The organism is Geodermatophilus sp. SYSU D00758 (assembly GCF_054049955.1).
Map to the genome: position 1 here is coordinate 1 of NZ_JBJGYK010000060.1, position 24,175 is coordinate 24,175.

Below are 24,175 nucleotides of genomic sequence, written 5' to 3' on the forward strand. Positions count from 1 at the left end.
CCCCCCCCCCCCCCCCCCCCCCCCCCCCCCCCCCCCCCCCCCCCCCCCCCCCCCCCCCCCCCCCCCCCCCCCCCCCCCCCCCCCCCCCCGCCCGTGCGGTGTGCCCGGCCAGCCGCGCCAGGGTGCCCAGTTCCCGCAGGGCCGCCGCGGCGCCCGTGGGCACGCCGGCCCGGCGGTACACGGCCAGGGCGGCCTCCTGCGCCGCGACCGCCGCGGCCGGCCGGCCGAGCCCACGGGCGGCCAGGCCGGCGGTGTGCTCGGCCATCGCGGTCACCAGGACGGCGCCGACCTCGGCCGCGGCCGACCGCGCCCGGTCGGCGGCTGCGGCGGCGTCGGCGGCGTCCCCGCGGCGCAGCGCGAGGGCGGCGGCACGGGTGAGCAGCACCGCCTGCATCTCCCGGGTGCCCAGCTCGCCGGCCAGCGCCAGCGCCCGGTCCAGGATGCCGCCGGCCCGGTCGAGGTCCCCGGCCGCCTCGGCCACGGTGTACAGGCCGTTGAGGCTCTGCACCTGCCCCCAGCGGTCCCCGGCCGCGGCGAAGCGGTCCAGCGCCGCGGTCAGCCGCTCCCCGGCGGTGACCAGGTCGCCGCGCTGGGCGGGCGGTAGCGCGTCCAGGTAGTCCAGGGTGGCCAGGCCGTGCCGGTCGTCGGCGGCCACGGCCACCCAGCGGGTGGCGGTGGCGATCCGCTCGGCGGCGTCGGCGTCGCCGGCGCCGCGGGCCAGCACCACGGCCAGGCAGCCGCCGATCACCCGCTGCTCGGGCGTGCCGGCGTCCAGCCCGGGAAGCAGGTCGCCGACCCGGGGCCAGGACTCGGCCGGCCCTTCCTCGGCCGCGCCGAGGAAGGCGGCCCACAGCGCGGCGAGGGCCGTCTCGGGACCCGGGTCGTCACCTGCTGCCGGGGCGGTGGCGAGGTGCAGCCAGCGCAGCGCCTCCTCCGGGTTGCCGGTGAGGTACCAGTACCAGCACAGGTCGGTGACCAGGCGGGCGGACCGCGCCCGGTCCTCGGCCTCGGCAGCCCAGGCCAGGGCGGCGCGGATGTTCGCCCGCTCCTCGTCCAGCCGGCGGGCCGTCGCCAGCTGGCCGGCGCTCCGCAGCGCCGTCGTCGCGGGCGCGGCCAGCTCACCGACGTACGACACGAGAGCCCGACGGGCCGCGTCCTGCTCGCCGCGCTCGGCCAGCCGGTCGGCGGCGAAGCGCCGGACGGTCTCCAGCAGCCGGTAGCGGGGCTCGCCGGACACCGTCTCGACGGCCACGAGCGACTTGTCGGCCAGCCGGGCCAGCAGGTCGGCGACCGGCACACCGGCCACCTCGCCCGCGCACCCGGGTCCACCGCCCCCGTCGGCGCACACCCGCTCCGCCGCGGCCAGCGTCCACCGGCCGCCGAGCACCGACAGCCGGGCCAGCAGGGTCCGCTCGGCGTCGTCCAGGAGGTCCCAGCTCCACCGCACGACGGCCAGCAGGGTCTGCCGGCGAGGGGCGCCGGTGCGCGAGGCCAGCAGCCGGAACCGGTCGTCGAGCCGCCGGGCCAGCTCGGCCACCCCGAGGGTGCGCACCTTCGCAGCCGCCAGCTCCAGGGCCAGCGGCAGGCCGTCGAGCTCCCGGCAGACGGTGGCGACCGCGGGGGCGGTCGCCTCGTCCAGCGTGAAGCCGGGCGCGGCGGCGGCGACCCGGTCGAGGAACAGCTCCACGGCGGGGGAGCGGCGCAGGGTGTCCGCGCCGCCGACGGCGTCAGGCGGCGGGCAGCCCAGCGGTGCGACGGAGCGCACCCGCTCACCGGGCAGGCCCAGCGGCTCCCGGCTGGTGACCAGCAACGTGAGCCCGGCCGCGGCCGCGAGCAGTTCGCGGGCCAGCTCGGCGACCGCTGCGACGAGGTGCTCGGCATCGTCCAGGACGACCAGTGCCGGGCGCTCGGCGAGGGCCGCGGCCAGCCGCGCCCGCGGGTCCGCGGCCGGGCCACCGGCAGCCCGCTCGTCGGCCAGGCCCAGGGCGGCGGCCATCTCCGGCACGAGCTCGCCGGGGGAGGCGACGACGGAGAGATCCACCCACCACGGGACGTCGCGGCCGCCACCGATCCGGGAGGCGACCTCCAGCGCCAGCCGCGTCTTGCCCACACCGCCCGGCCCGGTCAGGGTGACCAGCCGGCTGCCGCCGAGCAGGGCGACGACCGCATCGACCTCCTCGCCGCGGCCGACGATCGGCGTCAGGGGCGCAGGCAGCCCCCGCACCGCCGCGGGCGGGGCCGGGGAGCTCGGACCGGCGGAGGAGCTGCTCGTCAGCGCCGGGTCCTGGTGCAGGACCGCCTCGAAGGCCGCGCGCAGCTGCGGTCCCGGCGCGACCCCGAGCTCCTCGTCGAGGAACCGGCGGGCGGCGTGGAAGGCGGCCAGCGCGTCGGCCTGCCGCCCGGCGGCGTAGAGCGCCCGCACCAGCAAGGCCCGCAGCCGCTCCCGCGTCGGGTGATCGGCGACCAGAGCCTGCAGCTCGGGCACCAGCCCGGCCGCGGCGCCGAGCGTCAGGTCGGCCTCGATCCGGTCCTCCAGGACGGCGGCGCGCTCCTCCTCCCAGCGGGCGACCGCGGCCGCGGCGAACTCCTCCCCGGCGAACTCCGCCAGCGGCGGGCCACGCCACAGCGCCAGCGCGGCGCGGAACCGGTCGGCCGCGGCCGCGGCGTCGCCGGCAGCGAGCGCGTCCCGGCCCTGGCCGGCGAGGCGGGCGAACACGGTCGCGTCGAGGTCGTCCGCGGCCAGGTCGAGCAGGTAGCCGGGCGCGCGCCGGACCAGCACCCGCGGCGGCGCGCCGTCGCGCCGGGGCTCGAGGAGCCGCCGCAGCTGGGCGATCTTGGCCTGCACGGCGTTGGCCGGGTCCCGGAGGGGCTCCTGGCCCCAGAGCACGTCGACGATCCGGTCGGCGGAGACGACCTCCCCGGCGTGCACGGCGAGCAGCGCCAGCAGGCGGCGCTGCTTGGCCCCGGGCACGGTCACCGGGGCGCCGGCGTCGTCGCGCACCTCGAGCGGTCCGAGCAGCAGCGCCCGCACACGCCACGGTAGGCACGGCCCCCGGGCGCCGGTCAAGGGTCGCTCCGGCGGGGGCCGGAGGTCCACCCCGACGGGGACGGTCGGTCCTGTCCGACGGAGCGGCCACCCACCAGGCTGGACCGGACGGACGCACCGCCTCGCCGGGGAACGGGAGAGCTCCATGAGCGCGACGCCGGGACCGGCCGACGGGGGCGCCGCCACGTCGGGGTCGCGACGATGAGCGACGACCGGTCGGAGCGGCCGCTGAGCCTGCAGGAGTTGGCGAACGTCTGGGTCGACGAGCCGTCGGCGCCGTTCCAGATCGCCCTGGTGGGGGTGTTCGACGCCGGCCCCTTCTCGGGAGCCGACGGGTCGGTCGACACGACCCGCGTGCGCTCGGAGCTGGCCCGCCGGGCCCGCACGGTGCCGGCGCTGCGGCGGCAGGTGCGGTGGCCGCGGCCGGGACGCGGCCGGCCGAGGTGGACCGCGGACCTGCACCCGTCCCCGGAGCGGCGGATCACCGTGGCGTCGCTGCCCCCGGGCGCGGACTTCCTCGCCTGGTGCGCGCAGGAGGTCGTCCGTCCGCTGGACCTGGCCGGGCCGCCCTGGCGCGCCGTCGTGGTGGACGGCCTGGAGGGGAACCGGTTCGCGCTGCTCGTGGTGGTCCACCACGTGCTCGCCGACGGCCTCACCGGCGTGGCCATCGTCGGCGCGCTCCTGGACCCGACCCCGGCGGGACGCGCCGACGAGCCGGTTCCGGTCGCGCAGCCCGCGCGGCCGGCGACCGGCGGCCGGGCGGTCGGGACGTCGGCGGACCGGGTGCTGCGTCGGGTGCGCGGCGCACCCGACCGGCTGCGGCGCGGCCGGCGCCGGGTCGCCGACGCCGCCGCCGACTTCCGCACCCGTGCGCCGCTCACCTCGCTGTCCCACCCGCTGGGGCCGCACCGCCGTCTCGTCGTCGTGCAGCAGCCGCTGGCGGACCTGCGCTCGGCCGGCCACCGGCTCGGCGCGACGGTCAACGACCTGCTGCTGGCCGCGGTCACCGGTGGCCTGCGGGAGCTGCTGCTGGGCCGCGGCGACGAGCTGCCCGCCGTCGGCCTGCGCGCCTCGATGCCGGTGGGCTCGCGCGGAGCCGGGCAGCCGGACGGCATCCTGCTGGTCGACCTGCCGGTCGCCGAGCCGGATCCGCTGCGCCGGCTGGCGGTGATCCGCGAGGACACCGCGCGGCTGAAGGCGCGAATGCGCTCCGGCGGCGGCGACGTGCTCGACGTGCTGCACCTGCCGCTCCCGGCGGCGCGCCTCGCGGTGCGCTGGATGCGCCGGATCGCCGGAGGCCGGCTCAACCTGTTCATCACCGACGTGCCGGGCCCTGCCGAACCCCTGTGGCTGGCCGGCGCCCGGATGCTCGAGGCCTACCCGGTGGCCCCGCTCGTCCACGGACTGCCGCTCGGCGTGGCCGCGCTGTCCTACGCCGGCGTGCTGCACGTCTCCACCAACGCCGACGCCGCGGTCGACGACCTGGAGGTGCTCGCCACCGGCATGCGGCGCTCCTTCGCCGAGCTGCTGGCGGCGGCCGGTCCCGGTGCCCGGCTGCCCGCCCCGGCACCCCGGTGGTGAGCGGGCGGGTCGAGAGCTGCGCCGAGATCCACGGGCGACTGCCGGCGCGGCCCCCTCGTCGTGGTCGGCCCGGGCGGAGCGACGAACGTCCCGGCACGGCCGGGCCTTCGCGCGGTGCCGAGCACGCCTCGTCCCGTGGAGCGTGGGTCCGGCGAGACCAACGGCAGACGACGGACGGGACAGGGAGACCGAGGATGGCAGACCTCGACCCGGGGACGTTCCACGCGCTGGTGGGGGCGGCGGTGCGGGCCCCGTCGTCCCACAACACCCAGCCGTGGCGGTTCCGGCTCGCGGACGGCGGCATCGACCTGCTCGCCGACCGCAGCCGCGCCCTGCCGGTCAACGACCCCCGCGACCGGGAGCTGACCGCCAGCTGCGGGGCGGCCCTGTTCCTCCTCCGGGTGGCGACGGCAGCCGCCGGCCTGCGCACGGCGGTCACCCCGTTCCCGGCCGGGGAGGACGACGACCTCCTCGCCGCCGTCCGGCTCGACGCGGGACCCGCCGAGGTGCCGCGCGGGCCGGCGGACGCCATCCCGCGGCGGAGGACGCACCGGGGCGGCTTCCGACCCGAGCCCCTACCGGACGGCCTCGTCGGCGCCCTGGACGCGGCAACCGCCGAGCAGGGGGCCGTGCTGCGGTGGGTACCACCGGGAGCCGTCCGTGACGAGGTCGCCCGGCTGGTCGCCGAGGGCGACCGGGCCCAGTTCGCCGATCCGGCGTGGCGGCGCGAGCTCGCCTCCTGGATGCACCCGCGGGGCCGGGGCGACGGCCTGCCCGTGCCGCCGGTCGCCGGGGTGCTCACCCGGCTGGCCGTCGCGCACCTCGACCTGGGCGGGCCCACGGCCCGCAGGGACGAGCGGCTGGTCCGCCGGGCGCCGTCGCTGGCCGTGCTGGTCACCGACGGCGACGGGCCCCGGGACTGGCTTGCCGCCGGGCAGGCGCTGGCCTCGCTGCTGCTGGTCGCCGCGGACGCGGGCGTGCACGCCGGCTACTGCAACCAGCCCTGCCAGGTGGCGCCCCTGCGGCCGGTGCTGCACGCGGCGCTGGCGGTGCCCGGTCATGCCCAGCTGGTGCTGCGGCTGGGCACCCCGGCGCGCCTCGGGCCGCCGGCCCCGCGCCGGCCCGTCCACGAGGTGGTCCGGGTGTCCCGCCGTCCCGACCGGCTGCCGGAGGAGCTGCCCTGAGGACGCGCCCGCGGAGTCGTCGTGGCCTCGCCGACGGAGGTGCTCCATGCGGGCCGACCGGGCAGGGTCGGACCAATGGCGGTGAGCGGAGGGCAGGCGGGTCCATGAGCGGCCGCGAGGCGCTGCGGGTCGAGCACGGCACCGCCGTGGTGGCCCCGGGCGTGCGGATCCACCACGCGGTGGCCGGGACGTCCGCACCGGGCCGGCGGGTCGTGGTCCTGGTGCACGGCTACCCGCAGTCCTGGTGGTGCTGGCGGCGGGTCATCGGCCCGATCACCGAGGCCGGGCACCGGGTGGTGGCCGTGGACCTGCGCGGCGCCGGGGCGTCCTCCCGCCCCGCCTCCGGCTACGACACCTGGACGCTGGCCGGTGACGTGCACGCCGTGGTGCGCGAGCACCTGGGCGTCGACGGCCGCGTGGCGGTGGTCGGGCACGACGTCGGCTCCATGGTGGCGCTGGCGCACGGGCTGCGGTTCCGCGGGGACGCCGACCGGCTGGTGCTGATGGAGGCCACGCTGCCCGGCACGCGGGTGCACGAGCGGCTGGCGAGCGATCCCCGGCACTGGCACTACGCCTTCCACGCCACCCGCGACCTCCCGGAGTTCCTCACCGCCGGCCGGGAGCGGGAGTACCTGCGCTTCTTCTTCGACGGCGCCGCCCACGACCCCTGTGCGATCACCGCGGAGGACCTGGACCGCTACGCGGCGGAGTTCCGGCAGCCCGGTGCGATGCGCGCCGGGTTCGAGCTGTACCGGGCCTTCGAGCAGGACGACCGGGACAACCGGGCCGCCCTCGCGTCCGGCGGGAGGCTGGCGGTGCCGGTGCTCGCCGTCGCCGGTGAGGCCAACCTGTTCGCCGGGGTGAACGAGGCGATGGTCCGCGAGGTGGCCGACGACGTCCGCGCGGTCACGGTGCCCCGGACCGGACACTGGGTGCCCGAGGAGAACCCGTCCGGGCTGCTGGAGGTGCTGCTGCCCTTCCTCGGGTGACCGGGTGCTGGGACGGCGGCGGGAGCGGCGTCGGCACGGGCGGAGCGGCGGGCTGCGCCGCCGGCCTCGTCGCGACGGCGCACCCGCCGGCCCCGGCGGCCGACCGGGCCGGCAGCGCCGCGGCCCCGGCCGTCCGCGCGCACGGGAGCGGGCCGCGGCCACGGCGCCACCGCCCTGCAGCGGTCGCGCAGCCACCCGCTGCCGGGCAACCCCGGGACCGAGCCGGTGTCGGGAGCGGCGCCACGGCGGACGCAGCCCGCCCGGCTGCCGCGCGGGCACGTCGCCGGCGGAGCAGCGCGCGGGTCAGCACCCCGTGCCGCGGGGAGAACAGCAGGGCCAGCGCGAAGCAGCAGGTGGCGACCACGCCCATCGCCCCGCCGATGGAGGCGTCCAGCGCGACCGCACCGGCGTAGCCGCTGACCGCGGCCAGCCAGCCGACGGTCACCGAGACCGCGACCATGACCCCCATCCGGTCGGTGAGCAGGTGCGCCGTGGCCGCCGGGACGATGAGCAGGGCGATGACGACGATGGCACCGACCGCCTCGAAGGCGGTCACCGCGGTCACGGCCACCGCCGTCAGCAGCACGCGTCCGACCACGGTCGGGGAGACGCCGATGGTGCGGGCGAACCGGGGGTCGAAGGTGGTCACCTTGAGCTGCTTCCAGAAGACCAGCAGCAGCGCGAGGTCGACCACCACCACGATGCCGACGGCCACGACCGACTGCGGCACCGCCACGCCGCCGAGCACCACCGTCCGGAACGGCACGAACGCGATCTGCCCGTAGATCGTCGAGTCCAGGTCGAGGTGGACGTCGGCGGCCCAGCGGTCCACCCCGAGCAGGCCCAGGGAGAACAGCGCCGGGAAGACCAGCGCGATCGCGGCGTCGGAGCGCACCAGCCCCGTGGACCGCAACGCCTCGAGGGCCAGGACGCAGACGACGCCGAAGGCGGCCGCGCCGACGACCATCGGCAGCGTCGCCCGCGTCCCGAGGACCAGGTACACGAGCACGATGCCGGGGAGCACCGAGTGCGACACCGCGTCGCCGACCAGCGCCTCGCGGCGCAGCACGAGCAGGGGACCGAGCAGCCCGCAGGCGGTCGCGGTCAGCCCCGCGGTCAGGACGATGGCCAGGGTCGGGCTCACCGTGCACCTCCGGGCGTCGGTGCGGGAGCGGGCGTCGGCGTCGTCCCGGCGAGGGCCCGCAACCGGTCGACCGCTGCGGTGCCCAGGCTGCCCGGCAGGTCGTCGGGATCCGGTTCGCGGGCGTCGTCGAGCCCGAGCCCTGCGCCGTGCTCGAGCCAGGCCCACCACAGCTCGCGCCTGGCCAGGACGGCGGCCGCGGCCTCCCGGCCCGCGTCGGTCACCGACCAGCCCCCACCCGCGGTGTGCACCAGCCCCTCGCGGCGCAACCGGCGCAGGGACCGGCGCACGACCCGCGGTGGACGGCCCGCGGCGGCGAGCGAGGGCACGGGAACCCGTCCCGGGCCGGCGGCCACGAGGTCGACGAGCAGGCCGTCGCGCTGCCGCCGCCCGCGGTCGCGGCGCAGCCGGCGCAGGTGCCACACGACGCCGCGGGCGGGCGCCAGGGCGAGGACGGCCAGGACCAGGCCGACCCCCAGCAGGACGACGACCGGTCCCGTCGGCGTCCGCGTCGCGGTGGACACGAGCGCACCGGTGGCCCCGACCCCGGCGCCGAGCACCCCGGCGACGGCCAGCATGGTGGCCAGCCGGCCGGTCACCTGCCGGGCCGCCACGGCCGGTACGACGACCATCGCCACCATGAGGACGGCGCCCACGGTGCGCAGCCCGACGACCACCGCCACGACGAGCAGCACCGTGGAGACCAGCTCGAGGAGTCGGACCGGCAGGCCGGTCGACCGGGCGAACGCGGTGTCGAACAGCATCGCCTTGAGCGGCCGGTGCAGGACCGCGAGCAGCACGACCGTGCCGGCGGTCAGGACGGCGAAGAGCGTGACGTCCCGCTCGACCAGCCCGGCGGCCTGGCCGAAGAGGTAGTCCCGGAGCCCGGCCTGCCCGGCGTTGCCGGTGGCGGCGATGTGGGTGAGCAGCACGATGCCCAGCGAGAAGGAGCCGGAGAGCACCACACCGATCGCGGTGTCGGGCCGGATCCGGCTGCTGCGCTCGATGGCCACCACGAGGACCGCCGCGACGGTGCCCGCGACCGCCGCACCGACGAGCAGCGAGACGGTGTCCTTCACCCCGGCCAGCAGGAAGGCGACGGCCACACCCGGCAGGGCGGCGTGGGACAGGGCGTCGCCCACCAGGGTGCGGCGGCGCAGCACGGCCAGCACGCCCACCACGCCGGCCAGGCAGCCCAGCACCGCGGCCCCGGTGGCGACGACGGCGTCGGTGTAGGCCAGCGGCAGCAGGTCGATCAGCGGGCCCATGCCGGCTCGTCCTCCCTGTTCGCGGAACCGTCGGGGGCGGCGACGGCGCCGTAGGCGCGGCGCAGGTTCGCCGGGCTCAGCGCCTCGTGCACCGGGCCGCAGGCGACGGCCCGCACGTTGAGCAGCAGGGCGCGGTCGAAGCGCGCCCGCACGGTGCCGAGGTCGTGGTGGACGACGACGACGGAGCGTCCCTCGTCGCGCAACCCGGAGAGCACGTCGAGCAGGGCCGCCTCGGTGCGCGCGTCGACGCCGGCGAACGGCTCGTCCATCACCAGCACGGGTGCCTGCTGCGCCAGCGCGCGGGCGAGGAACACCCGCTGCCGCTGGCCGCCGGACAGCTGACCGATCTGCCGGCCGGCGCAGGCGGTCATCCCGACCCGGTCCAGGCTCGCGTCGACGACCGGCCGCTCGCTGCGGCGGACCCGGCGGAACCAGCCGGCCGCCCGGTAGCGGCCCATCTCCACGACCTCGCGGACCGTGATCGGGAAGTCCCAGTCGACCGCGTCGCGCTGGGGGACGTAGGCGACCCGGTCCAGCGCGGCACGGGCGGGGCGGCCCTCGACGAGGGCCTGGCCCGAGTCGGCGGGGAGCAGCCCGAGAGCGGCCTGCAGCAGGGTCGACTTGCCCGCCCCGTTGGGGCCGACGACCGCCGAGAGCGTCCCCGCCGGGAAGGTGGCGTCCACGTCGGCGAGCACCGGCCGGTTGCCGTAGCTCACCGTCAGCCGCCGCACCTCCAGCGCCGCGGGGCGCACGTCCGCGGCGCTCACCGGGTCAGCCCCTCGGCGATGGCCCGCGCGTTGTGCCGCACCGCACCGGCGTAGTCCCCGGTCGGCGTGCCCGGGCTGCCGAGCGCGTCGCCGTGCAGCTCACCGCCCACCTCCGTCGGCCGGCCCTGCTGCTCGGCGGCGGCCAGGACGGCCGAGATCGTCTGCGGCGGCACGCTGGACTCCAGGAACACCGCGCTCAGGTCGGCCTCGGCCACGGTGCGGGCGACCCGCTCCACGTCGGCCGTGGTCGCCTCCGCCGCGGTCGACCTGCCCTGGACCGGCGCGACCTGCAGGCCGTAGGCCCGCGCCAGGTAGGAGAAGGCGTCGTGCGAGGTGACCAGCACGCGCGACCGCTCCGGGACCTGCGCCACGAGGGCACCGACCTCGGCCTCGAGCGCCTCGAGCTCCGCGGTGAACTCCGCCAGGTTCGCCTCGTACACGTCGGCCGAGCCGGGGTCGAGCTCGGCCAGCCCGTCGCGGACGGCCTCGGCCGCGAGGGCCCACAGGTCCGGGTCGAACCAGATGTGCGGGTCGTGCTCACCCTCGCCGACCGCGATGAGCTGCTCCTCCGGGACGGCGTCCCCGACGGCGACCACGGGCACCGACCGGCCGATCCCGGTGAAGACCTCCTCGAGCTTGCCCTCCAGGTCCAGCCCGTTCCAGATGACGATGTCCGACCCCGCCAGGGTCTGGACGTCGCCGGCGCCGGCCTCGTACAGGTGCGGGTCCACGCCCGGTCCCATGAGCCCGGTGACCTCGACGCGGTCGCCGCCGATCCGGGAGGCGAGGTCGGTGTGCCAGTTCGTCGTGGTGGTCACCCGGATCGGCCGGGAGCCGACGTCCCCGGTCTCGGCCAGGGCGCCGGCCGCGCACCCGGAGAGCGCGAGGGCGGCGAGGGGGACGACGACCCCCAGCACGGTCGCGGGTCGGCGTCGGTCGGGACGTCGTCGTCCGGACTGCATCACGGGTGCCTCCACGAGCGCTCGACAGGCCAGGTGTGCCTGTCCTTCCCGGCCCGGGTGGCCCCCTGGTGCCGGTCCCTGGCCCCGGCGGGCCGACCTCGCCACGTCGGGTCCCCGCCGGTCGTCCGCGCCGGGCGGTCGGTCGGGACCGCTGTCGCCGGCGTCACCGTTCCCCGGTGACCCTCGAGGACACGGCCAGCCGCCGGCAGCACCGCGGGCTGGGGGGACGACGGGACGCGTGGGCGCTGCTGCGCCCGCTCGTGCGGCGTCTGCACTCCTACGCCGGCGTGCTGAGCGCCCCCTTCCTGCTCGTCACGGCGTCCGCTGCACGCGGAGCCACCCAGGGTCCCGGGTGATGTGCCTCCGGCGCTGCGGTCGTCAGTCGCCGGGAGCGCGCTGCTCCGCCGACGGGATGAGCCCCGTGACGAGGCGCTGCAGGTCGTCGGCGAAGAAGTCGCGGTTCCCGTCGGGGGGAGGGCGTCCCGCACGCGTCCGATGGCGGGGTGCTCGGGACCGGCGCTGCGCGCCATCTGGCGCCCGAAGGTGTCGGGCCGGTCGTGGTGCGTGGAGAGCGACGTGCCGTACAGGTGGTGGGAGAGCAGGGCGTAGGCGGCCGCCACGTCCCGACCGGCCAGGCCGCCCCTCTCGAGGGCGGTGAAGCCCCGTTCGACCAGCGGCAGGATCAGCGGGCTGTCGATCCGGGAGCTGCAGTCGGGGTCGGTGCGCACGCACGCGACGATCTCCGCCCGGACGCCCGCGGGCAGGGGGCCCGGCCGCCGGCAAGGGACCCGGTGCACCGTGCCCGGCGTTTGAGCGGGTCGGCGGTGGAGCAAGGAGCGGACCGTCCTCGGTGCATGCGCCCAGCCCGCGGCGGTCGTCACCGGATGCGCGTGGAGGAGCGGTGACCGCAGGCGGGACCGGCGGCTCCGTGGCGGCGCCCCGATCGGGGGCGGGGTTCGGCGTCGAGCAGGTGCAGCGCGTCGTCGAGCTGGTGCACGCCGGTTGCCAGGCGGCCGAGCAGGTGTCGGTGACCCTGGCCCGTGACGAGCGTCTGGAGACGGTGGCCGCTGCCGGGAGGCTGGCCCGCCAGGTGGACGCCGCCCAGTACGCGGCCGGCGAAGGCCCGTGCGTCACCGCCGCCCGCACCGGCGCCGTGGTGGTGGTGGCCGACCTGGCGGGCGAGAGCCGCTGGCCACGCTTCGCCCGCCGGATGGCCGCCGAGCGGCGGGTGCGCAGCATGGCCAGCCTGCCGCTCCGGGTCGACGAGCACCTGATCGGCGCGCTCAACCTCGCCTCCTCGGCGAACGGGGCGTTCACCGAGCCGGGCGAAGCGGAGGTCCGCTCCGGGCTCACCGCGACCGCCGGGCTGGCGCTGGCCGCGGTGGCGGCTGAGCGGCGAGCCGCCGAGGCCACCGCCCGCGCGATCGGGGCTGCGGACTTCCTCGCCGGGCTGGCGCACGACCTGCGCTCGGGCATGACCGTGCTGCTGAGCGCGGGTGAGCTCCTCGACAGCCAACGGCCGGTGCTGGACGCGCAGGGGCGGGAGGCCCTGGACCTGCTCGGCGACGAGCTGCGCCGGCAGCGGTGGCTGGTCACCGAGCTGCTCGAGCTGGCCCGGGCCGACACCGGGTTCCCGAGGCGTCTGCCGATCGGGCTGCTGCCGGCGGTGTCCGAGACGCTCGCCCGGTACCGCCGTCCGGTGCCCGTGCAGGTCGACCCCGCGGCGGCCGACGTGCACGTGGGCATCCACCCGATCCGGCTGGGCCGGGTGCTGGCCAACCTGCTCGACAACGCCGAGCGGCATGCGGGGGGCGCCACCGCGGTGCGGGTCGAACGATCGGGTGACTCGGCCCGGGTGGTGGTGGAGGACGCCGGACCGGGGGTGCCGGCCGGTCGCCGCGAGCAGATCTTCACCCGCTTCGGGCGCGGGCCGGCGCCGGCGGGGGATGCGGGTGCGCACCTGGGGCTCGCGCTCAGCCGCGAGCACGCCCGCCGCGCTGGCGGTGACCTCCTGGTCGAGGACCGGGACGGCGGAGGCGCGCGCTTCCTGCTCGTGCTCCCGGTCCGTGCCCCACGACCCCCACGACCACAGGAGCCGGTGGTCACCGAGGGCCCCGGGCGGACGGACACGGGCCGGTCACCCGGCTGCCGGCCGGTGTGAGGACGCATCCGTCGAGCAGGGGCCCGCAGCCCGAGGACGACGCGCCGTGGCGAGGCGCCGTCGGCCGGACCGTTCACCGCCGCTGTGGGAGTACCCGGGCGGTCGTGGGTGTCGGCGGTCAGCATCCCGGGAGGCTGCGGGACCAGATGTTGCGGTCAGGAGTGGACGCCGACGACTATTGGGCTCCGGTGTGCGCGGGCTGATCCTGCGATCGCCTGCCGCTCCCAGAAGCCGGAGCCCGTCCGAGACCGTCTTCCGGCCCCCCGTGGCGACGGTGGAACTGGGTGCAGCGGACATGCTGGATGATCTCGTCGCCGCGCGGATGCAGATGGCGTTGTCCCTGGGCTGGCACATCGTCGTCGCCTGCCTCGGGGTGGGTTTCCCGCTGCTGGTGCTGCTGTCGGAGTGGCGGTGGATCAGGACCGGCGACGACATGTGGCGGATGCTGGCGCGCCGCTGGGCGAAGGGCCTGGCGGTCGTCTTCGCCGTCGGCGCGGTGTCGGGCACGATCCTCTCCTTCGAGATGGGGATCCTCTGGCCCGGCCTGATGGGGACCTACGGCGAGGTCATCGGCCTGCCGTTCGCGATCGAGGGCATCGCGTTCTTCATCGAGGCGATCTTCCTGGGCATCTACCTGTTCGCCTGGGACCGCCTGCCTCCGAAGGTCCACCTGCTCTCCGGGGTCCCGATCGTGCTCGCCGGCGTGGCCTCGGCGTTCTTCGTGGTGACCGCCAATGCCTGGATGCAGCAGCCGCAGGGCTTCGTGATGGTCGACGGGCGCATCGTCGAGGCGTCTCCGTGGGAGGCCATGTTCAACCCTGCGACCCCGCACCAGACGGTGCACATGATCCTGGCGGCGTTCATGGTCAGCGGTTTCCTGGTGGCCACCGTCTACGCCGCGGCGATGCTGCGGGGCAAGCGGGACGCCTACCACCGGCGGGCCTTCGGTCTCGCGTTCGGCTTCGCCGCGATCGCCACCCCGGTCCAGATAGGGGTCGGGGACTGGGCTGCGCACAGCGTCGCGCACAACCAGCCGGTCAAGCTCGCGGCGATGGAGGGGGTCTTCCGGACCGAGGACGGCGCCGCACTGCGCATCGGGGGCATCGTGGTGGGCGAGGAACTGCGCTACGCCATCGAGATCCCCTACGCGCTGTCCCTGCTGGCCTACTGGGACCCCGACGCCACCGTGGTCGGGCTGGAGGAGGTCCCGGAGGAGCTGCGACCTCCGGTCGGGATCGTGCACTGGGCCTTCGACATCATGGTCGGCATCGGCTTCGCCCTCCTGGGGTTGGCGGCGTGGTTCGCGTTCGCGGCCTGGCGACGGCGACGCCTACCGAGATCCCGCTGGTTCTACCTGTTCGCCGTGCTGGCCGGCCCGGCCGCCGTGGTCGCCCTGGAGGCCGGCTGGGTGGTCACCGAGGTCGGCCGCCAACCGTGGATCGTCTACGGGCACATGCTCACCGAGGAGGCCGTGAACCCCGCGGACGGGCTCCGATACGGGCTCTACGGGCTCATCCCGGTGTACGTCCTGCTGACCGTCGGCCTGATCTACGTGCTGCGCCGGCTGGCCCGCGCCCCGTTCGAGCCCGGCGGGGAGCAGGAGCCGCGGCTGGCCGACTACCCCGCGGTGGAGGATCGGCGATGAGCCTCGCCGAGGTGGCCCTGGGCCTGCTGTGGTTGGGCGTGGTGGCGTACGTCGTGTTCGGGGGCGCCGACTTCGGCGCCGGCATCTGGGACCTGCTGGCCGGGCGCGGGGACCGCGGCCGTCGGCGGCGCGATCTGATCGAGCACGTCATCGGTCCGGTGTGGGAGGCCAACCACGTCTGGCTGATCTTCGCGATCGTCATCGCCTGGACGGCCTTCCCCCTGGCGTTCGCCTCCGCGGCGGCCACCTTGATCATCCCGCTCACCCTCGCCGCGGTCGGCATCATCTTCCGCGGCTCGGCCTTCGTCTTCCGCAAGTCGGTGTCGATCGGTCGCAGCGAGCAGGTCTTCGGCATCCTGTTCGCCGCCTCCTCGCTCCTGACCCCGTTCTTCCTGGGCACCGTCGCCGGCGCGCTGGCGTCCGGGCGCATCCCCTTCGGCGGTTTCGGTGACGTCCTCACCAGCTGGACGAACCCCACCAGCCTGTTCGCCGGCACGGCCGCGGTGCTCATCTGCGCCTACCTGGCTGCGGTGTACCTCACCGGCGACGCGCGGCGGGCCGGCGAGCGCGAGCTGGCCGAGTGGTTCCGCATCCGCGCCCTGGTCACCGGCGTCCTCACCGGAGCGGTGGCGGCCGCCGGGTTGCTGGTCCTCGCCCGCGACGCCGAGGAGCTGCTCATCGGCTTGACCGGCGTCGCGCTGCCGTTCGCCGTTGCCTCGGTCGCGGCGGGGGTGGCGAGCCTGGCGTTGCTCGCGCTCCGTCGGTACACAGCGGTCCGGCTGACCGCAGCCGGCGCGGTGACCCTGCTGCTGGTCGCCTGGGCGGCCGGCCAGTACCCGAACATCCTCGAACCCGGGGTCACCGTGGAAGAGGCGGCGGCCACCGACGAGGTGCTGCTCGCCGTCCTGATCAGCCTGGCCGTCGGCGCAGTCCTGCTCGTCCCCTCGCTGGTGTGGCTCTACGTACTGTTCCAGCGCGAGGAGAGCAGGCCGCACGACGCGGCAGGACCTCGGCGGGGGAGTGCAGGGATGACCGGATCAGACCGGTGATCGTCCGTGCCCGTGCAGCGGAGGAGGCCCCCGGCCGGCTCCTCCCGACGGTGTGGAGCGGCGGCCGGTGCCGTTCGGTCGGGGTCCCCGCGCTTCGCTGACGGTGCCGTCGTCCCGACCGTGTCCCGAGCGGATCCGGCCCGATCGGTCCGAGGTGGTCTCACTGGCCCACGTGCTCACGGCGGCCGGGACGGCCTCGAGCGGTGCTCCGTCGGCGGCCCTGGCGGCCGCGGCCGTGCTGGTGCTGGTGCAGGTGCTCGTGCCGCAGGCGCGCCGGCGGGTGTCGCCCGGCTCGGCGTGGTTCCGCTCGCTGGCCGGCGGGCTGGCGGTCGCCTACGTCTTCGCCCGCCTGCTCCCGGACCTGGCGCGGACGGCCGCGGCGGTTCCCGACGACCGGCCGGGCGGGCTGCTCGGCCTGCTGGAGGACCATGCGTTCCTCGTCGCGCTGGCCGGTCTGCTGGCGTACTACGCGGTGCTCGACCGGGCGCAGGACCAGGACCGCCGGGAGCGGCGGGCGCGGGGCGGGGTGCCGACCCCGTGGCCGTTCTGGGCCGGCGGCGCCCTGTACCTCGTCTTCAACCTGTTCGTCGGCTACCTGCTGGTGCACCAGGTGCGGCCCGGTCCGACCGAGTTGGTCCTCTACACGGTCGCCCTGGCCGCCCGGTACCTGACCGGGGAGATCGCGCTGCGCGACCAGGACCCGCGCGTCTACGACCGGCTGGGGCGGTGGGTCCTCGCCGCTGCGACCCTGGCCGGGTGGGGCATCGGTGCCGCGATCGACCTCGGGGACGCGGCCGTCAGCGTCTTCTCGGCGCTGCTGGCCGGATCGATCATCCTGACCGCCCTGAAGCAGCAGCTGCCCTCGTCGGGACGGGCGCGCTTCCCGGTCTTCGTGGGCGCCTGCGTCCCCTTCGCGGCGCTGCTCGTCGTCCTGTAGCCCGTACCCGTGCCGGGCGGGATCCTCTCCCGCGGTGATGGCCGCACCCGGGCGGTGGGCTCACGCGGCCACGAGCGGGCACGGCCGGACCCGTCCTGCGAGTGCCCCTGGAGGGAACGCCGTCCTCGTCGGGCCACCGGCCTCCGCCCGCCATGACCGTGGGCGGCCACCGGGCATGTCGGTGACGCCGCCCGGGCAGAAGTCGTGGCCGTCGGCCGGCCAGGCGCGTCACTCCCCGTCGTCGAGGGCGCCGTCCCAGGGGTGGATCAGCCCGGTGCACCTCCGTCGGCCCGCGTGAGCAGTCGCCGGTGGACGGTGGCGTCCGGGCTGAGTGCGAGCAGCGCATCGGTGAGGGCGTCGGCCGCGGTGTGCGCGTCGTCGTCGGTCACCGGGTCGAGCACGTCGATGGTGAACAGCGCGCTCGTCGTGCCGGTGGTGATGCGGGTGCGGACACCCTGCCGCCAGTTCCAGCGGCGGCAGGTGACGCCGGCGTCGTCGCGCCAGACGACCTCACCGGCCTCCGGGCGCTCGACGACGCGCTCGCCGCCGGCGGTGGTGTCGAACGGCTCGCTGCCGTCGGCGCGCACGAGCCGGGCCGGACCGGCGTAGGCCGCGCGGTCCTCCCCGCCGAGCGGCAGCAGGTGCGCGATCGAGACGGCGTTGTAGACGTCGGTGATCCGGTCGACGCGCGGCAGCCCGTCCGGGTCGAGGCGGCGCAGGAGCGCCTCGACGCTGGGGCGGGTGCGCTGCGGCTTGGCGCCGAAGGCCCGGTAGGCCTCCCGCCAGGCGGCCGGGTGCGGCAGCTCCTCGGGTCTCCGCGCGCCGAGCCGCTCCCGGGCGGTGGCCTCGGCGGCGGTGAGGAGCCGCTCGCTCACCTCGTCGCTGCCACCGCCGCGCAGGTCGTCGGCGGTCACCAGCAGCGCGCGGTAGTCCGGACGCAGCGCGAACACCGCGTCGTCGACGGTGGCGGCGGCCAGCCACGCCTGCGGGTCGGTCACGGTCGGCCTCCGGTGACGTGGGGCTGGAAGACGGTGAGGGCGAAGCGGGCGGGTGCGGCGGCGTCGTCGGGGGTGGCGTAGCCGTGGGCGACGTCGCCGGCGAAGGCCGCGGAGTCGCCGGTCTGCAGCCGGTCGGTGCGGTCCCCGACGCGGAGGTCGAGGACGCCGTCCAGGACCAGCAGCAGTTCCCGGGTGCCCGCGCTGTGCGCCTCGCTGGTGTGCGCCTCGCCCGGCTGCAGCGTCCAGTCCCACAGCTCGACGACGTCGGGTGGCGCGGTGCCGGCGACCAGCAGCGCCTGCCCGCCGCGCGGGCCGCGCCACAGCACCGGCGCCCGCCCGGCCGCGGTCACGGTGAGGGCGTGCGGGCGTTCGACGTCGACGAGCACCGGCAGCCCGATCCCGAGGGCGTTGCTGATCCGCAGCAGGGTGGCGATGCTCGGGTTGGCCTCGCCGTGCTCGATGGTGATCACCATCCGGCGGCTCACGCCCGAGCGGTCGGCCAGCTCGTCCAGGGTCCAGCCGCGGGCGGTGCGGTGCTGCCGGACGCGCTGCCCGATCACCTCGTTGACCGCGACCGCCTCGGTCGTCATCCGCGCCGCCTCCCGTGCGCCTCGCCGGCGCAGCGGTCTACGCTGCCCCCGGCAGTGCACCATAGTGCATCCAGAAGTAGGGGCGGCCATGCAGGCGAACCGTTCGCCCGACGCGGGGCTGCGCGTGGAGGCCCGGCAGGCGGTGCTGGTCCGTCCGCGCGCGGCGGGGCAGCCGCTCGACGTGCCGGTCGTCCCGGCGTCGCACTTCCGCGCCGCACCGCCCGGGGTGGTCGGCCGGGAGTGCTCGCGGGACGACGGCACGCCGGGCCGGGGCGCGCTCGAGGAACCCGTCGGCGATCTGGAGGGCGGTCCGGCGGGCGCCTTCTCCTCGGGGATGGCCGACCTCGCCGCCGCCCTCGACACCGCCGCCCCCGACACCGCCGCCCCCGACACCACCGCCCAGTCCACCGTCCGTTCGGACGTGCCCGCCGGGAGCCACCCGTGATCGACACCGAGCTGCCCACCGCACCCGGGGTCAGCGCGCTGACCCGCGGTCTCGCCGCCTGCCTGGCCTCGGTCACCGAGGTGCCGGTCGCCGAGCTGCCGCTCCCTCCCGGCAACCCGTCCGCCGCGGTCGGCGCCTGGCGCACCTGGCTGGCCGGGCGGGACTCCGGCCTGGTCCCCATCGCCGACCCCACCCGCTTCCAGTGGCCCGGCTGGTGGATCGCCGTCGTGCGGACCGGTGACACCGAGGTCGCCACGGTCGCCTTCGGCACCCCGCCGGGCATCGTGCTCAGCCCGCAGGACCCGGCCCTGCTGGGCCGGGCCACCGCCGAGCTGACCCTCACCGCCGCCTACGCCGTCGCCTCCCTGGACCCGGTCCTCCGGTCCGTCGCGGTCACGCGGGACCTGCACGGCACGGTGGAGGCGCTCGCGATCGCACCCGCCGCCGAGGCCGGGATGCAGACGGTGCAGGTCGCCCGGGCGGTCGCCGGACGGGGCCTGGAGGGCGACCGGTACGCCGCCCGGGCCGGCACCTTCACCCCGCGCGGCGACACGCGCCCCGGCTACGACCTGACCCTCGTGGCCGCCGAGGTCCTCGACGAGCTCACCGCCGTCGGCGTCGCGGTCGACTTCGCCGCCACCCGGCGCAACGTCCTCACCCGCGGCATCGACGTCAACGCCCTGGTCGGGCGCCGCTTCCGCATCGGCGACGTCGTCTGCGAGGGCCTCCGGCTGTGCGAGCCGTGCGTCCACCTCGACCGGCTCAGCGGACCCGGCCTCCTGCGGCCGCTGATCCACAAGGGCGGCCTGCGCGCCGACGTCCTCACCGACGGCGAGATCCGCTCCGGAGCGCCGATCGAGCCCCTCTGACCGCACCGGAGCCGTCCCGGCCCCACCGGGACGCCGTCGGCCACGGCGAGCACCCGGCGGGCGGTGTCCAGGTCGAGCGGGGCCGCCGTGCTCACGAACCGATCGGCCTGGGTTCCGTGCGGTCGGTCGTGCAGCCGCTGCACCCCGCTCCGCCCCCTGATCGAGGGGGTAGCAGGGCCCGGTCGCCGCCGGGACGGACGGAGGCCCTGGTCGGCGAACCGACCAGGGCCTCCACCGCTGGGGTGAGTGACGGGGCTCGAACCCGCGACACCCAGGATCACAACCTGGTGCTCTACCAGCTGAGCTACACCCACCGTGCGCCCCCACCGGGGTGGCGGCAACGGGACAACGATACCGGGCCGGTCAGCCCTCCGACGCGACCGGGGGTGCGGCCGGCCCGGCGCCGGCGTCCCCGGCGGCGAGCAGCTCGGCGAACGAGCCGGTCACCTTCGTGGCGGCCGCCTGCGCGTCGGCGGTGGAGGGGCCGGGCGCGTCGACGAAGAGGGTCTGCCGGTAGTAGGCCAGCTCGCGCACCGACTCGATGATGTCGGCCAGCGCCCGGTGCGCCAGCCCCTTCGTCGGCTGGGCGAAGTAGACCCGGGGGAACCACCGCCGGGCCAGCTCCTTGATCGAGGAGACGTCGATCATCCGGTAGTGCAGGTGGTCGTCGAGCTCCGGCATGTCCCGGGCCAGGAAGCCGCGGTCGGTGCCGATCGAGTTGCCGCACAGCGGAGCGGTCCGCCGCTCGGGCGCGAACCGTTTCACGTAGGCCAGCAGCTGCTGCTCCGCCTCGGCCACGGTGAGGGTCGAGGCCCGCACCGCGTCGGTCAGCCCCGACTTGGCGTGCATCTCGGTGACGACGTCGGCCATGCCGTCGAGATCGGCGTCGTCGGCGGAGATCACCAGGTCCAGGCCGGGGTCGAGGACGGTGAGCTCGGAGTCGGTGACGAGCACCGCCACCTCGATCAGCTTGTCCCGGGTCAGGTCCAGCCCGGTCATCTCGCAGTCGATCCAGATCAGGTGCCCCGCGCTGTCCGCCACGGGGGAGGACCCTACGTCCCTGCAACCCCGGCCGCCCCGCCGGTGCACCGCATACCGCACGCGGCACGCGCGTGCCAGTCGGGACCCCCGATCGGGTCGGACCCGCCGCTAGGCTCCCGCGGACCGACCCCGAGCCCAGGAGTCCCGCCGTGCCCGCTGCCGCCCCCGACGCGACCGACCGAGCCGTGCCCCCGGCGCCCGGGTCGCCGACCGCCGCGCTGCGCCGGCCGGGGGCGACGCTGCGCTGGGCCCGGGCCGCCTACGGGGCACCCGGGCAGCCCGGCCGGCCGACCACCCAGCAGGAGCTGCGCTGGCTCTACACCGCGTGGCTGGGTGCCTTCCTGCTCAAGATGCTCGGCTCGTCCTGGGACGTGTCGTGGCACTTCCGCTGGCTGCGCGACGACCTCGCCCCGCCGCACCTGCTCAACACCGCCGGCACCGCCGTCGTGGTCGCCCTCGTCCTCGTGCACAGCCACACCGGGCTGGGGGTCGACCGCCGGGCGCTGCGGCTCATGCAGTGGGGCACCGCCACCTTCCTCGTCGCCGTCCCGGTCGACATCGTCAACCACCGCATCAACGGCCTGGACATCACCAGCTGGAGCCCCAGCCACGCCCTCCTCTACCTCGGGACGGCGATCATGCTGGCCGGCGCGATCCGCGGCTGGTGGCTGTACGCCGCGCCGGGACGGGTGCGCGACCTCGTGCACGCCGGGCTGTGGCTGTTCTTCGTCGAGAACGTGCTCTTCCCGAACCAGCACCAGGAGTACGGCGTCCTGTCGCTGGAGGCCTACGAGGCGGGGCGGACGACGGCCGAGCCGCAGCTGCTGGACTTCGCCGTCGCCCAGGGGCAGACCCCGACCACGTTCATGCTGCCGGTGCCCGGCTGGGTGCACCCCGCCTGGCTGCTCTGCGCGGGCGTGCTCGCCCTCGTGGTGGCCCGGCGCGTGGTCGGCCTGCGCTGGACGGCGACGGTCCTGGCCGCCACCTACCTCGGCTACCGCGGCCTCATGTGGCTCGGCCTGGTCGGCCTGGACTTCCCGCCGTCGGTGCTGCCGCTGGTGCTGCTCGTCGGCGCCCTCGGCGTGGACACCGCGGTCACCCTGCGGACGCCGGGCTGGCTGGCCGGCCTGCTCGTCGCCGCCGCCGTCTACGGCGCCGGCGCGGTGCAGTCGGCCCTCGGCCTGCTGCCGCCCTGGGACTGGGGCTGGCCGGCGGTCCTGGGCACCGGTGTGGCCTTCGCCGCGCTGTGGGCCGTCGTGGACGCCGTCGCGGGCAGCTCCTGGCTGGCGGCCTGGGCGCGGCCGGTGGAGCCCGGTCGCGACGCCCCGGCACCGGCGGCGCCCGAGGGCGCGCCGACCCGCTGAGCGTCCGCGCCTGCGCCGTCACATGACGTAACGTCGGGCCCGACTCCGCCGGCCGCCGCGCCCCGCTCGGCCCACCGCGGTCCCGCCGCACCGGCCAGGCCCGTGCCGCCCCGCCCCCTAGACCCACCCGGAGGACGACGTGCTGGCCCTGACCCCTGCGCCGCTGCAGACGGCGGGGGAGCGCGCGCTGTTCGCGGAGCTCGCCCGCTGGGACACCGGCGGGGCCGTCCGCGGCGCCGTCGTGGCCTCCATCCCCGTGGTCGACGGCCCCATGGAGCGGCGGCTGTCCGACGCCGTGCTGTTCGTGCCCGAGGGCGTGGCCGTCGTCCGGGTCGTCGAGGTGGTCCGCCAGCGGGGCGTGGTCACCGCCCTGCCCGACGGCGCCTGGACGATCGGCGCCGGGGCCGGTCCCGGCGACGTCCTGCAGCTCTCGGGTGGCGGGTCGACCCCGCTCGACGGGCTGATGCGGGCCGGGATGGACGCCGCCGTCCGGCTGCGCCGGGCCGGGCTCGAGCCGGGCCGGATCGCCCGGCTGAGCGTGCTCGTCGGTGAGATCACCGGGCTGCTCCCCGCCGACGGCGACCTCGGCGAGGGCGACCAGGTGGCGCTGCTGGACCCCCGCTCGCTGCTGCTCGGCATCGCCCGGTCGGCCCGGTACGCCGGCGTCGACAACCCCCGGCTGTGGACCACCGCCGACGTCCGCGCGGCGCTGGAGGCCCTGGGCCTGGCCGGCCGCGTGCCGACCGTGCAGGAGCTCAACGGCGAGGGCTTCCCGTACTCGCCCTACGTCCTGCGCACCCCCGACCTGCTGGGCCCGGCCGCCATGGCGGCCAGCCGCCCGGCGGCCCCCGGCGAGGCCCCCGGCGGCGAGGTGCCGCCCGCGGCCGCCCCGCCGGCGGTGCCGGTGCCGTCCCCGGGCGCCTGGACACCGGCCCGCCCGGCGCCGGCCGGGTGGGGGAGCCCGCAGCAGCCGCAGACCCCGCCGCAGCCCGCCCCTGCCTGGCCGGTGCCCGCCGGCCGCCCGCTGGTCGACCCGGCCGCCGCCGCGGCGGTCGCGGCCGCCGCGATCCGGGCCGACGAGGAGGCCGCCGCGTGCGCCGCCGCGGCGGCGTCCGCACCGGCGTCCCCCCCACCGGCGCCTCCTGCCCCGGCCGGGTTCCCGCCCGCGCCGGCACCGGCCCAGCGCGACACCCTCGTCGGGCCGACGGTGGGGGTGACCCCCGAGGAGACCGGCGGCATCGGGGGGCTGTTCGCCGGCGGCGAGCGCGACACCCCCGAGGACGCCGTCCCGCCCCCCGCGCCGTTCGACCCCGCACCCCTCGGCCCCGCACCCTTCGAGCCCGCACCCTTCGAGCCCGCGGCGGCCGGCCCCGCGCCGTCCGGCACCGGGCAGCCGGAGGTCCACGCGCCCCCCGGCGGGGCGCTGGTCGGGCCCCGGCCGCGCCCGGCCCGGCGCACGGCGGTGCTGCTCGCCGCGGCCGTGGCGCTGGTCGTCGTCCTCGGCATCGCGGGGGTGCTCCTGCTCTCCGGCGGCGAGGACGACGTCGCCGCCGCGCGCGGCACCACCACCTCGGCGGCGACCGGAGCGCCCGAGCCGCCCGAGGACCCCGGCCCGCGCCCCGGGGACCGCGAGGTCGTCGACGGGCTGACCCTCGTCGCCCGCGAGGTCCAGGTCGCCGACACCTGCGTCGGCAACTCCTACGGGGCGGTGGCGGAGTTCTTCGCGAGCAGCGACTGCGCCGGGCTGGCGCGGGCGCTGTGGTCCACCGAGGTCGGTGGTCGGCCGGTCGTGGTGTCGGTCTCGGCCGTCGACATGGGCGACGCGGCGTCCGCCCGGGCGCTGCGTGCGCTCACCGACCAGAGCGGGACGGGCAACGTCAGCGACCTGCTGCGCGAGGGCGTCCGCTACCAGGGCGGGCCGGAGGCGCTGTCGAAGGCCGAGTACGCCTCGGCGGTCTCGGGTGCCACGGTGACGATCGTCGAGACCTCGTGGGTGGATCCCGCGCGCACCGGGAGCAGCGCCGACCTCGACGTGGTGGCGGGCACCAGCCTGGTGCTGCCGATGCCCGACCCCGTGGCCTGACCCCGACGATCAGGTCAGCTCAGCGTTGCCGGTCCTGGCTCACCACCGGTGGTGA

At 77.1% G+C, this 24,175-nt stretch carries 20 protein-coding genes and 1 tRNA gene; 12 read left to right on the forward strand and 9 right to left on the reverse strand.

Annotation, left to right across the window (positions count from 1 at the left end; all coding sequences use genetic code 11):
* Positions 1-3,031: AfsR/SARP family transcriptional regulator (locus ACI8AC_RS23715; protein ID WP_456900312.1), on the reverse strand; the 3,031-nt coding region annotated here is incomplete at its 3' end.
* A gap of 216 nt (positions 3,032-3,247) precedes the next feature.
* Between ACI8AC_RS23715 and ACI8AC_RS23720 the strand changes: the two genes are divergently transcribed.
* From ACI8AC_RS23720 to ACI8AC_RS23730, 3 genes are all read left to right on the forward strand, one after another.
* Positions 3,248-4,627, forward strand: a complete 1,380-nt coding sequence (locus ACI8AC_RS23720; protein ID WP_456900313.1) for a wax ester/triacylglycerol synthase domain-containing protein — start codon at positions 3,248-3,250, stop codon at positions 4,625-4,627.
* Between the two features lie 194 nt (positions 4,628-4,821).
* Positions 4,822-5,811 carry an Acg family FMN-binding oxidoreductase gene (locus ACI8AC_RS23725; RefSeq protein ID WP_456900314.1) on the forward strand — a complete coding sequence of 330 codons (990 nt, stop codon included), beginning with the start codon at positions 4,822-4,824 and terminating at the stop codon, positions 5,809-5,811.
* A gap of 104 nt (positions 5,812-5,915) precedes the next feature.
* On the forward strand, positions 5,916-6,800 hold the full coding sequence (locus ACI8AC_RS23730) for an alpha/beta fold hydrolase (RefSeq protein WP_456900315.1): 885 nt from the start codon (positions 5,916-5,918) through the stop codon (positions 6,798-6,800).
* Here ACI8AC_RS23730 and ACI8AC_RS23735 read toward each other — a convergent pair.
* The 4 genes from ACI8AC_RS23735 to ACI8AC_RS23750 are packed head-to-tail and all read right to left on the reverse strand — an operon-like array spanning position 6,718 to position 10,938.
* Complete coding sequence (locus ACI8AC_RS23735; protein WP_456900316.1) at positions 6,718-7,944, reverse strand: metal ABC transporter permease; 1,227 nt, start codon at positions 7,942-7,944, stop codon at positions 6,718-6,720. The genes ACI8AC_RS23730 and ACI8AC_RS23735 overlap by 83 nt on opposite strands.
* Positions 7,941-9,209, reverse strand: a complete 1,269-nt coding sequence (locus ACI8AC_RS23740) for an iron chelate uptake ABC transporter family permease subunit (RefSeq protein WP_456900317.1) — start codon at positions 9,207-9,209, stop codon at positions 7,941-7,943. The genes ACI8AC_RS23735 and ACI8AC_RS23740 overlap by 4 nt, the downstream gene beginning before the upstream one ends.
* On the reverse strand, positions 9,197-9,976 hold the full coding sequence (locus ACI8AC_RS23745; RefSeq protein ID WP_456900318.1) for a metal ABC transporter ATP-binding protein: 780 nt from the start codon (positions 9,974-9,976) through the stop codon (positions 9,197-9,199). Before ACI8AC_RS23745 ends, ACI8AC_RS23740 begins: the two co-directional genes overlap by 13 nt.
* Positions 9,973-10,938, reverse strand: coding sequence for a metal ABC transporter solute-binding protein, Zn/Mn family (locus ACI8AC_RS23750; RefSeq protein ID WP_456900331.1), 966 nt, complete (start codon positions 10,936-10,938; stop codon positions 9,973-9,975). Before ACI8AC_RS23750 ends, ACI8AC_RS23745 begins: the two co-directional genes overlap by 4 nt.
* A gap of 176 nt (positions 10,939-11,114) precedes the next feature.
* On the opposite strand from ACI8AC_RS23750, the gene ACI8AC_RS23755 reads away from it, so the two are divergent.
* From ACI8AC_RS23755 to ACI8AC_RS23775, 5 genes are all read left to right on the forward strand, one after another.
* Positions 11,115-11,294: a hypothetical protein gene (locus ACI8AC_RS23755; RefSeq protein ID WP_456900319.1), complete on the forward strand. Its 180-nt coding sequence runs from the start codon at positions 11,115-11,117 to the stop codon at positions 11,292-11,294.
* A gap of 545 nt (positions 11,295-11,839) precedes the next feature.
* Positions 11,840-13,099, forward strand: coding sequence for a sensor histidine kinase (locus ACI8AC_RS23760; protein WP_456900320.1), 1,260 nt, complete (start codon positions 11,840-11,842; stop codon positions 13,097-13,099).
* Between the two features lie 295 nt (positions 13,100-13,394).
* Positions 13,395-14,744: a cytochrome ubiquinol oxidase subunit I gene (locus ACI8AC_RS23765; RefSeq protein WP_456900321.1), complete on the forward strand. Its 1,350-nt coding sequence runs from the start codon at positions 13,395-13,397 to the stop codon at positions 14,742-14,744.
* Positions 14,741-15,793: a cytochrome d ubiquinol oxidase subunit II gene (locus tag ACI8AC_RS23770; RefSeq protein ID WP_456900322.1), complete on the forward strand. Its 1,053-nt coding sequence runs from the start codon at positions 14,741-14,743 to the stop codon at positions 15,791-15,793. The genes ACI8AC_RS23765 and ACI8AC_RS23770 overlap by 4 nt, the downstream gene beginning before the upstream one ends.
* A 154-nt stretch (positions 15,794-15,947) precedes the next feature.
* A complete protein-coding gene (locus ACI8AC_RS23775; RefSeq protein ID WP_456900323.1) occupies positions 15,948-16,730 on the forward strand; it encodes a hypothetical protein in 783 nt (260 codons plus the stop codon).
* A 266-nt stretch (positions 16,731-16,996) separates the two neighbouring features.
* On the opposite strand, the gene ACI8AC_RS23780 is transcribed toward ACI8AC_RS23775, so the two are convergent.
* Together ACI8AC_RS23780 and ACI8AC_RS23785 are read right to left on the reverse strand one after the other, a co-directional pair.
* Positions 16,997-17,728 carry a B3/B4 domain-containing protein gene (locus ACI8AC_RS23780; protein ID WP_456900324.1) on the reverse strand — a complete coding sequence of 244 codons (732 nt, stop codon included), beginning with the start codon at positions 17,726-17,728 and terminating at the stop codon, positions 16,997-16,999.
* The gene (locus tag ACI8AC_RS23785; RefSeq protein WP_456900325.1) at positions 17,725-18,318 is read right to left on the reverse strand and encodes a helix-turn-helix domain-containing protein; all 594 of its coding nucleotides are present in this window, start codon (positions 18,316-18,318) and stop codon (positions 17,725-17,727) included. The genes ACI8AC_RS23780 and ACI8AC_RS23785 overlap by 4 nt, the downstream gene beginning before the upstream one ends.
* An 88-nt stretch (positions 18,319-18,406) precedes the next feature.
* On the opposite strand from ACI8AC_RS23785, the gene ACI8AC_RS23790 reads away from it, so the two are divergent.
* Entirely contained in the window at positions 18,407-18,763 is a 357-nt protein-coding gene (locus ACI8AC_RS23790) for a hypothetical protein (protein WP_456900326.1), read from the forward strand.
* Positions 18,760-19,632, forward strand: a complete 873-nt coding sequence (locus ACI8AC_RS23795; RefSeq protein WP_456900327.1) for an MOSC domain-containing protein — start codon at positions 18,760-18,762, stop codon at positions 19,630-19,632. Before ACI8AC_RS23790 ends, ACI8AC_RS23795 begins: the two co-directional genes overlap by 4 nt.
* Positions 19,633-19,870: 238 nt before the next feature.
* On the opposite strand, the gene ACI8AC_RS23800 is transcribed toward ACI8AC_RS23795, so the two are convergent.
* Positions 19,871-19,946 (reverse strand) — tRNA-His (locus tag ACI8AC_RS23800).
* A gap of 49 nt (positions 19,947-19,995) precedes the next feature.
* The gene (gene orn, locus ACI8AC_RS23805; protein WP_456900328.1) at positions 19,996-20,673 is read right to left on the reverse strand and encodes an oligoribonuclease; all 678 of its coding nucleotides are present in this window, start codon (positions 20,671-20,673) and stop codon (positions 19,996-19,998) included.
* Positions 20,674-20,822: 149 nt separating this feature from the next.
* On the opposite strand from orn, the gene ACI8AC_RS23810 reads away from it, so the two are divergent.
* Both ACI8AC_RS23810 and ACI8AC_RS23815 read left to right on the forward strand, forming a co-directional pair.
* A complete protein-coding gene (locus ACI8AC_RS23810) occupies positions 20,823-22,037 on the forward strand; it encodes a hypothetical protein (RefSeq protein ID WP_456900329.1) in 1,215 nt (404 codons plus the stop codon).
* A gap of 139 nt (positions 22,038-22,176) precedes the next feature.
* Positions 22,177-24,120: a hypothetical protein gene (locus ACI8AC_RS23815; RefSeq protein ID WP_456900330.1), complete on the forward strand. Its 1,944-nt coding sequence runs from the start codon at positions 22,177-22,179 to the stop codon at positions 24,118-24,120.
* Positions 24,121-24,175: the final 55 nt, after the last annotated feature.

Excerpts from the sequence above, each read along its gene's own strand:
- ACI8AC_RS23725 (WP_456900314.1), top strand. The coding sequence starts at position 4,822 with ATGGCAGACCTCGACCCGGGGACGTTCCACGCGCTGGTGGGGGCGGCG.
- ACI8AC_RS23770 (WP_456900322.1), top strand. The coding sequence starts at position 14,741 with ATGAGCCTCGCCGAGGTGGCCCTGGGCCTGCTGTGGTTGGGCGTGGTG.
- ACI8AC_RS23765 (WP_456900321.1), top strand. The coding sequence starts at position 13,395 with ATGCTGGATGATCTCGTCGCCGCGCGGATGCAGATGGCGTTGTCCCTG.
- ACI8AC_RS23720 (WP_456900313.1), top strand. The coding sequence starts at position 3,248 with ATGAGCGACGACCGGTCGGAGCGGCCGCTGAGCCTGCAGGAGTTGGCG.
- ACI8AC_RS23785 (WP_456900325.1), bottom strand. The coding sequence starts at position 18,318 with ATGACGACCGAGGCGGTCGCGGTCAACGAGGTGATCGGGCAGCGCGTC.
- ACI8AC_RS23790 (WP_456900326.1), top strand. The coding sequence starts at position 18,407 with ATGCAGGCGAACCGTTCGCCCGACGCGGGGCTGCGCGTGGAGGCCCGG.
- ACI8AC_RS23730 (WP_456900315.1), top strand. The coding sequence starts at position 5,916 with ATGAGCGGCCGCGAGGCGCTGCGGGTCGAGCACGGCACCGCCGTGGTG.
- ACI8AC_RS23740 (WP_456900317.1), bottom strand. The coding sequence starts at position 9,209 with ATGGGCCCGCTGATCGACCTGCTGCCGCTGGCCTACACCGACGCCGTC.
- ACI8AC_RS23750 (WP_456900331.1), bottom strand. The coding sequence starts at position 10,938 with ATGCAGTCCGGACGACGACGTCCCGACCGACGCCGACCCGCGACCGTG.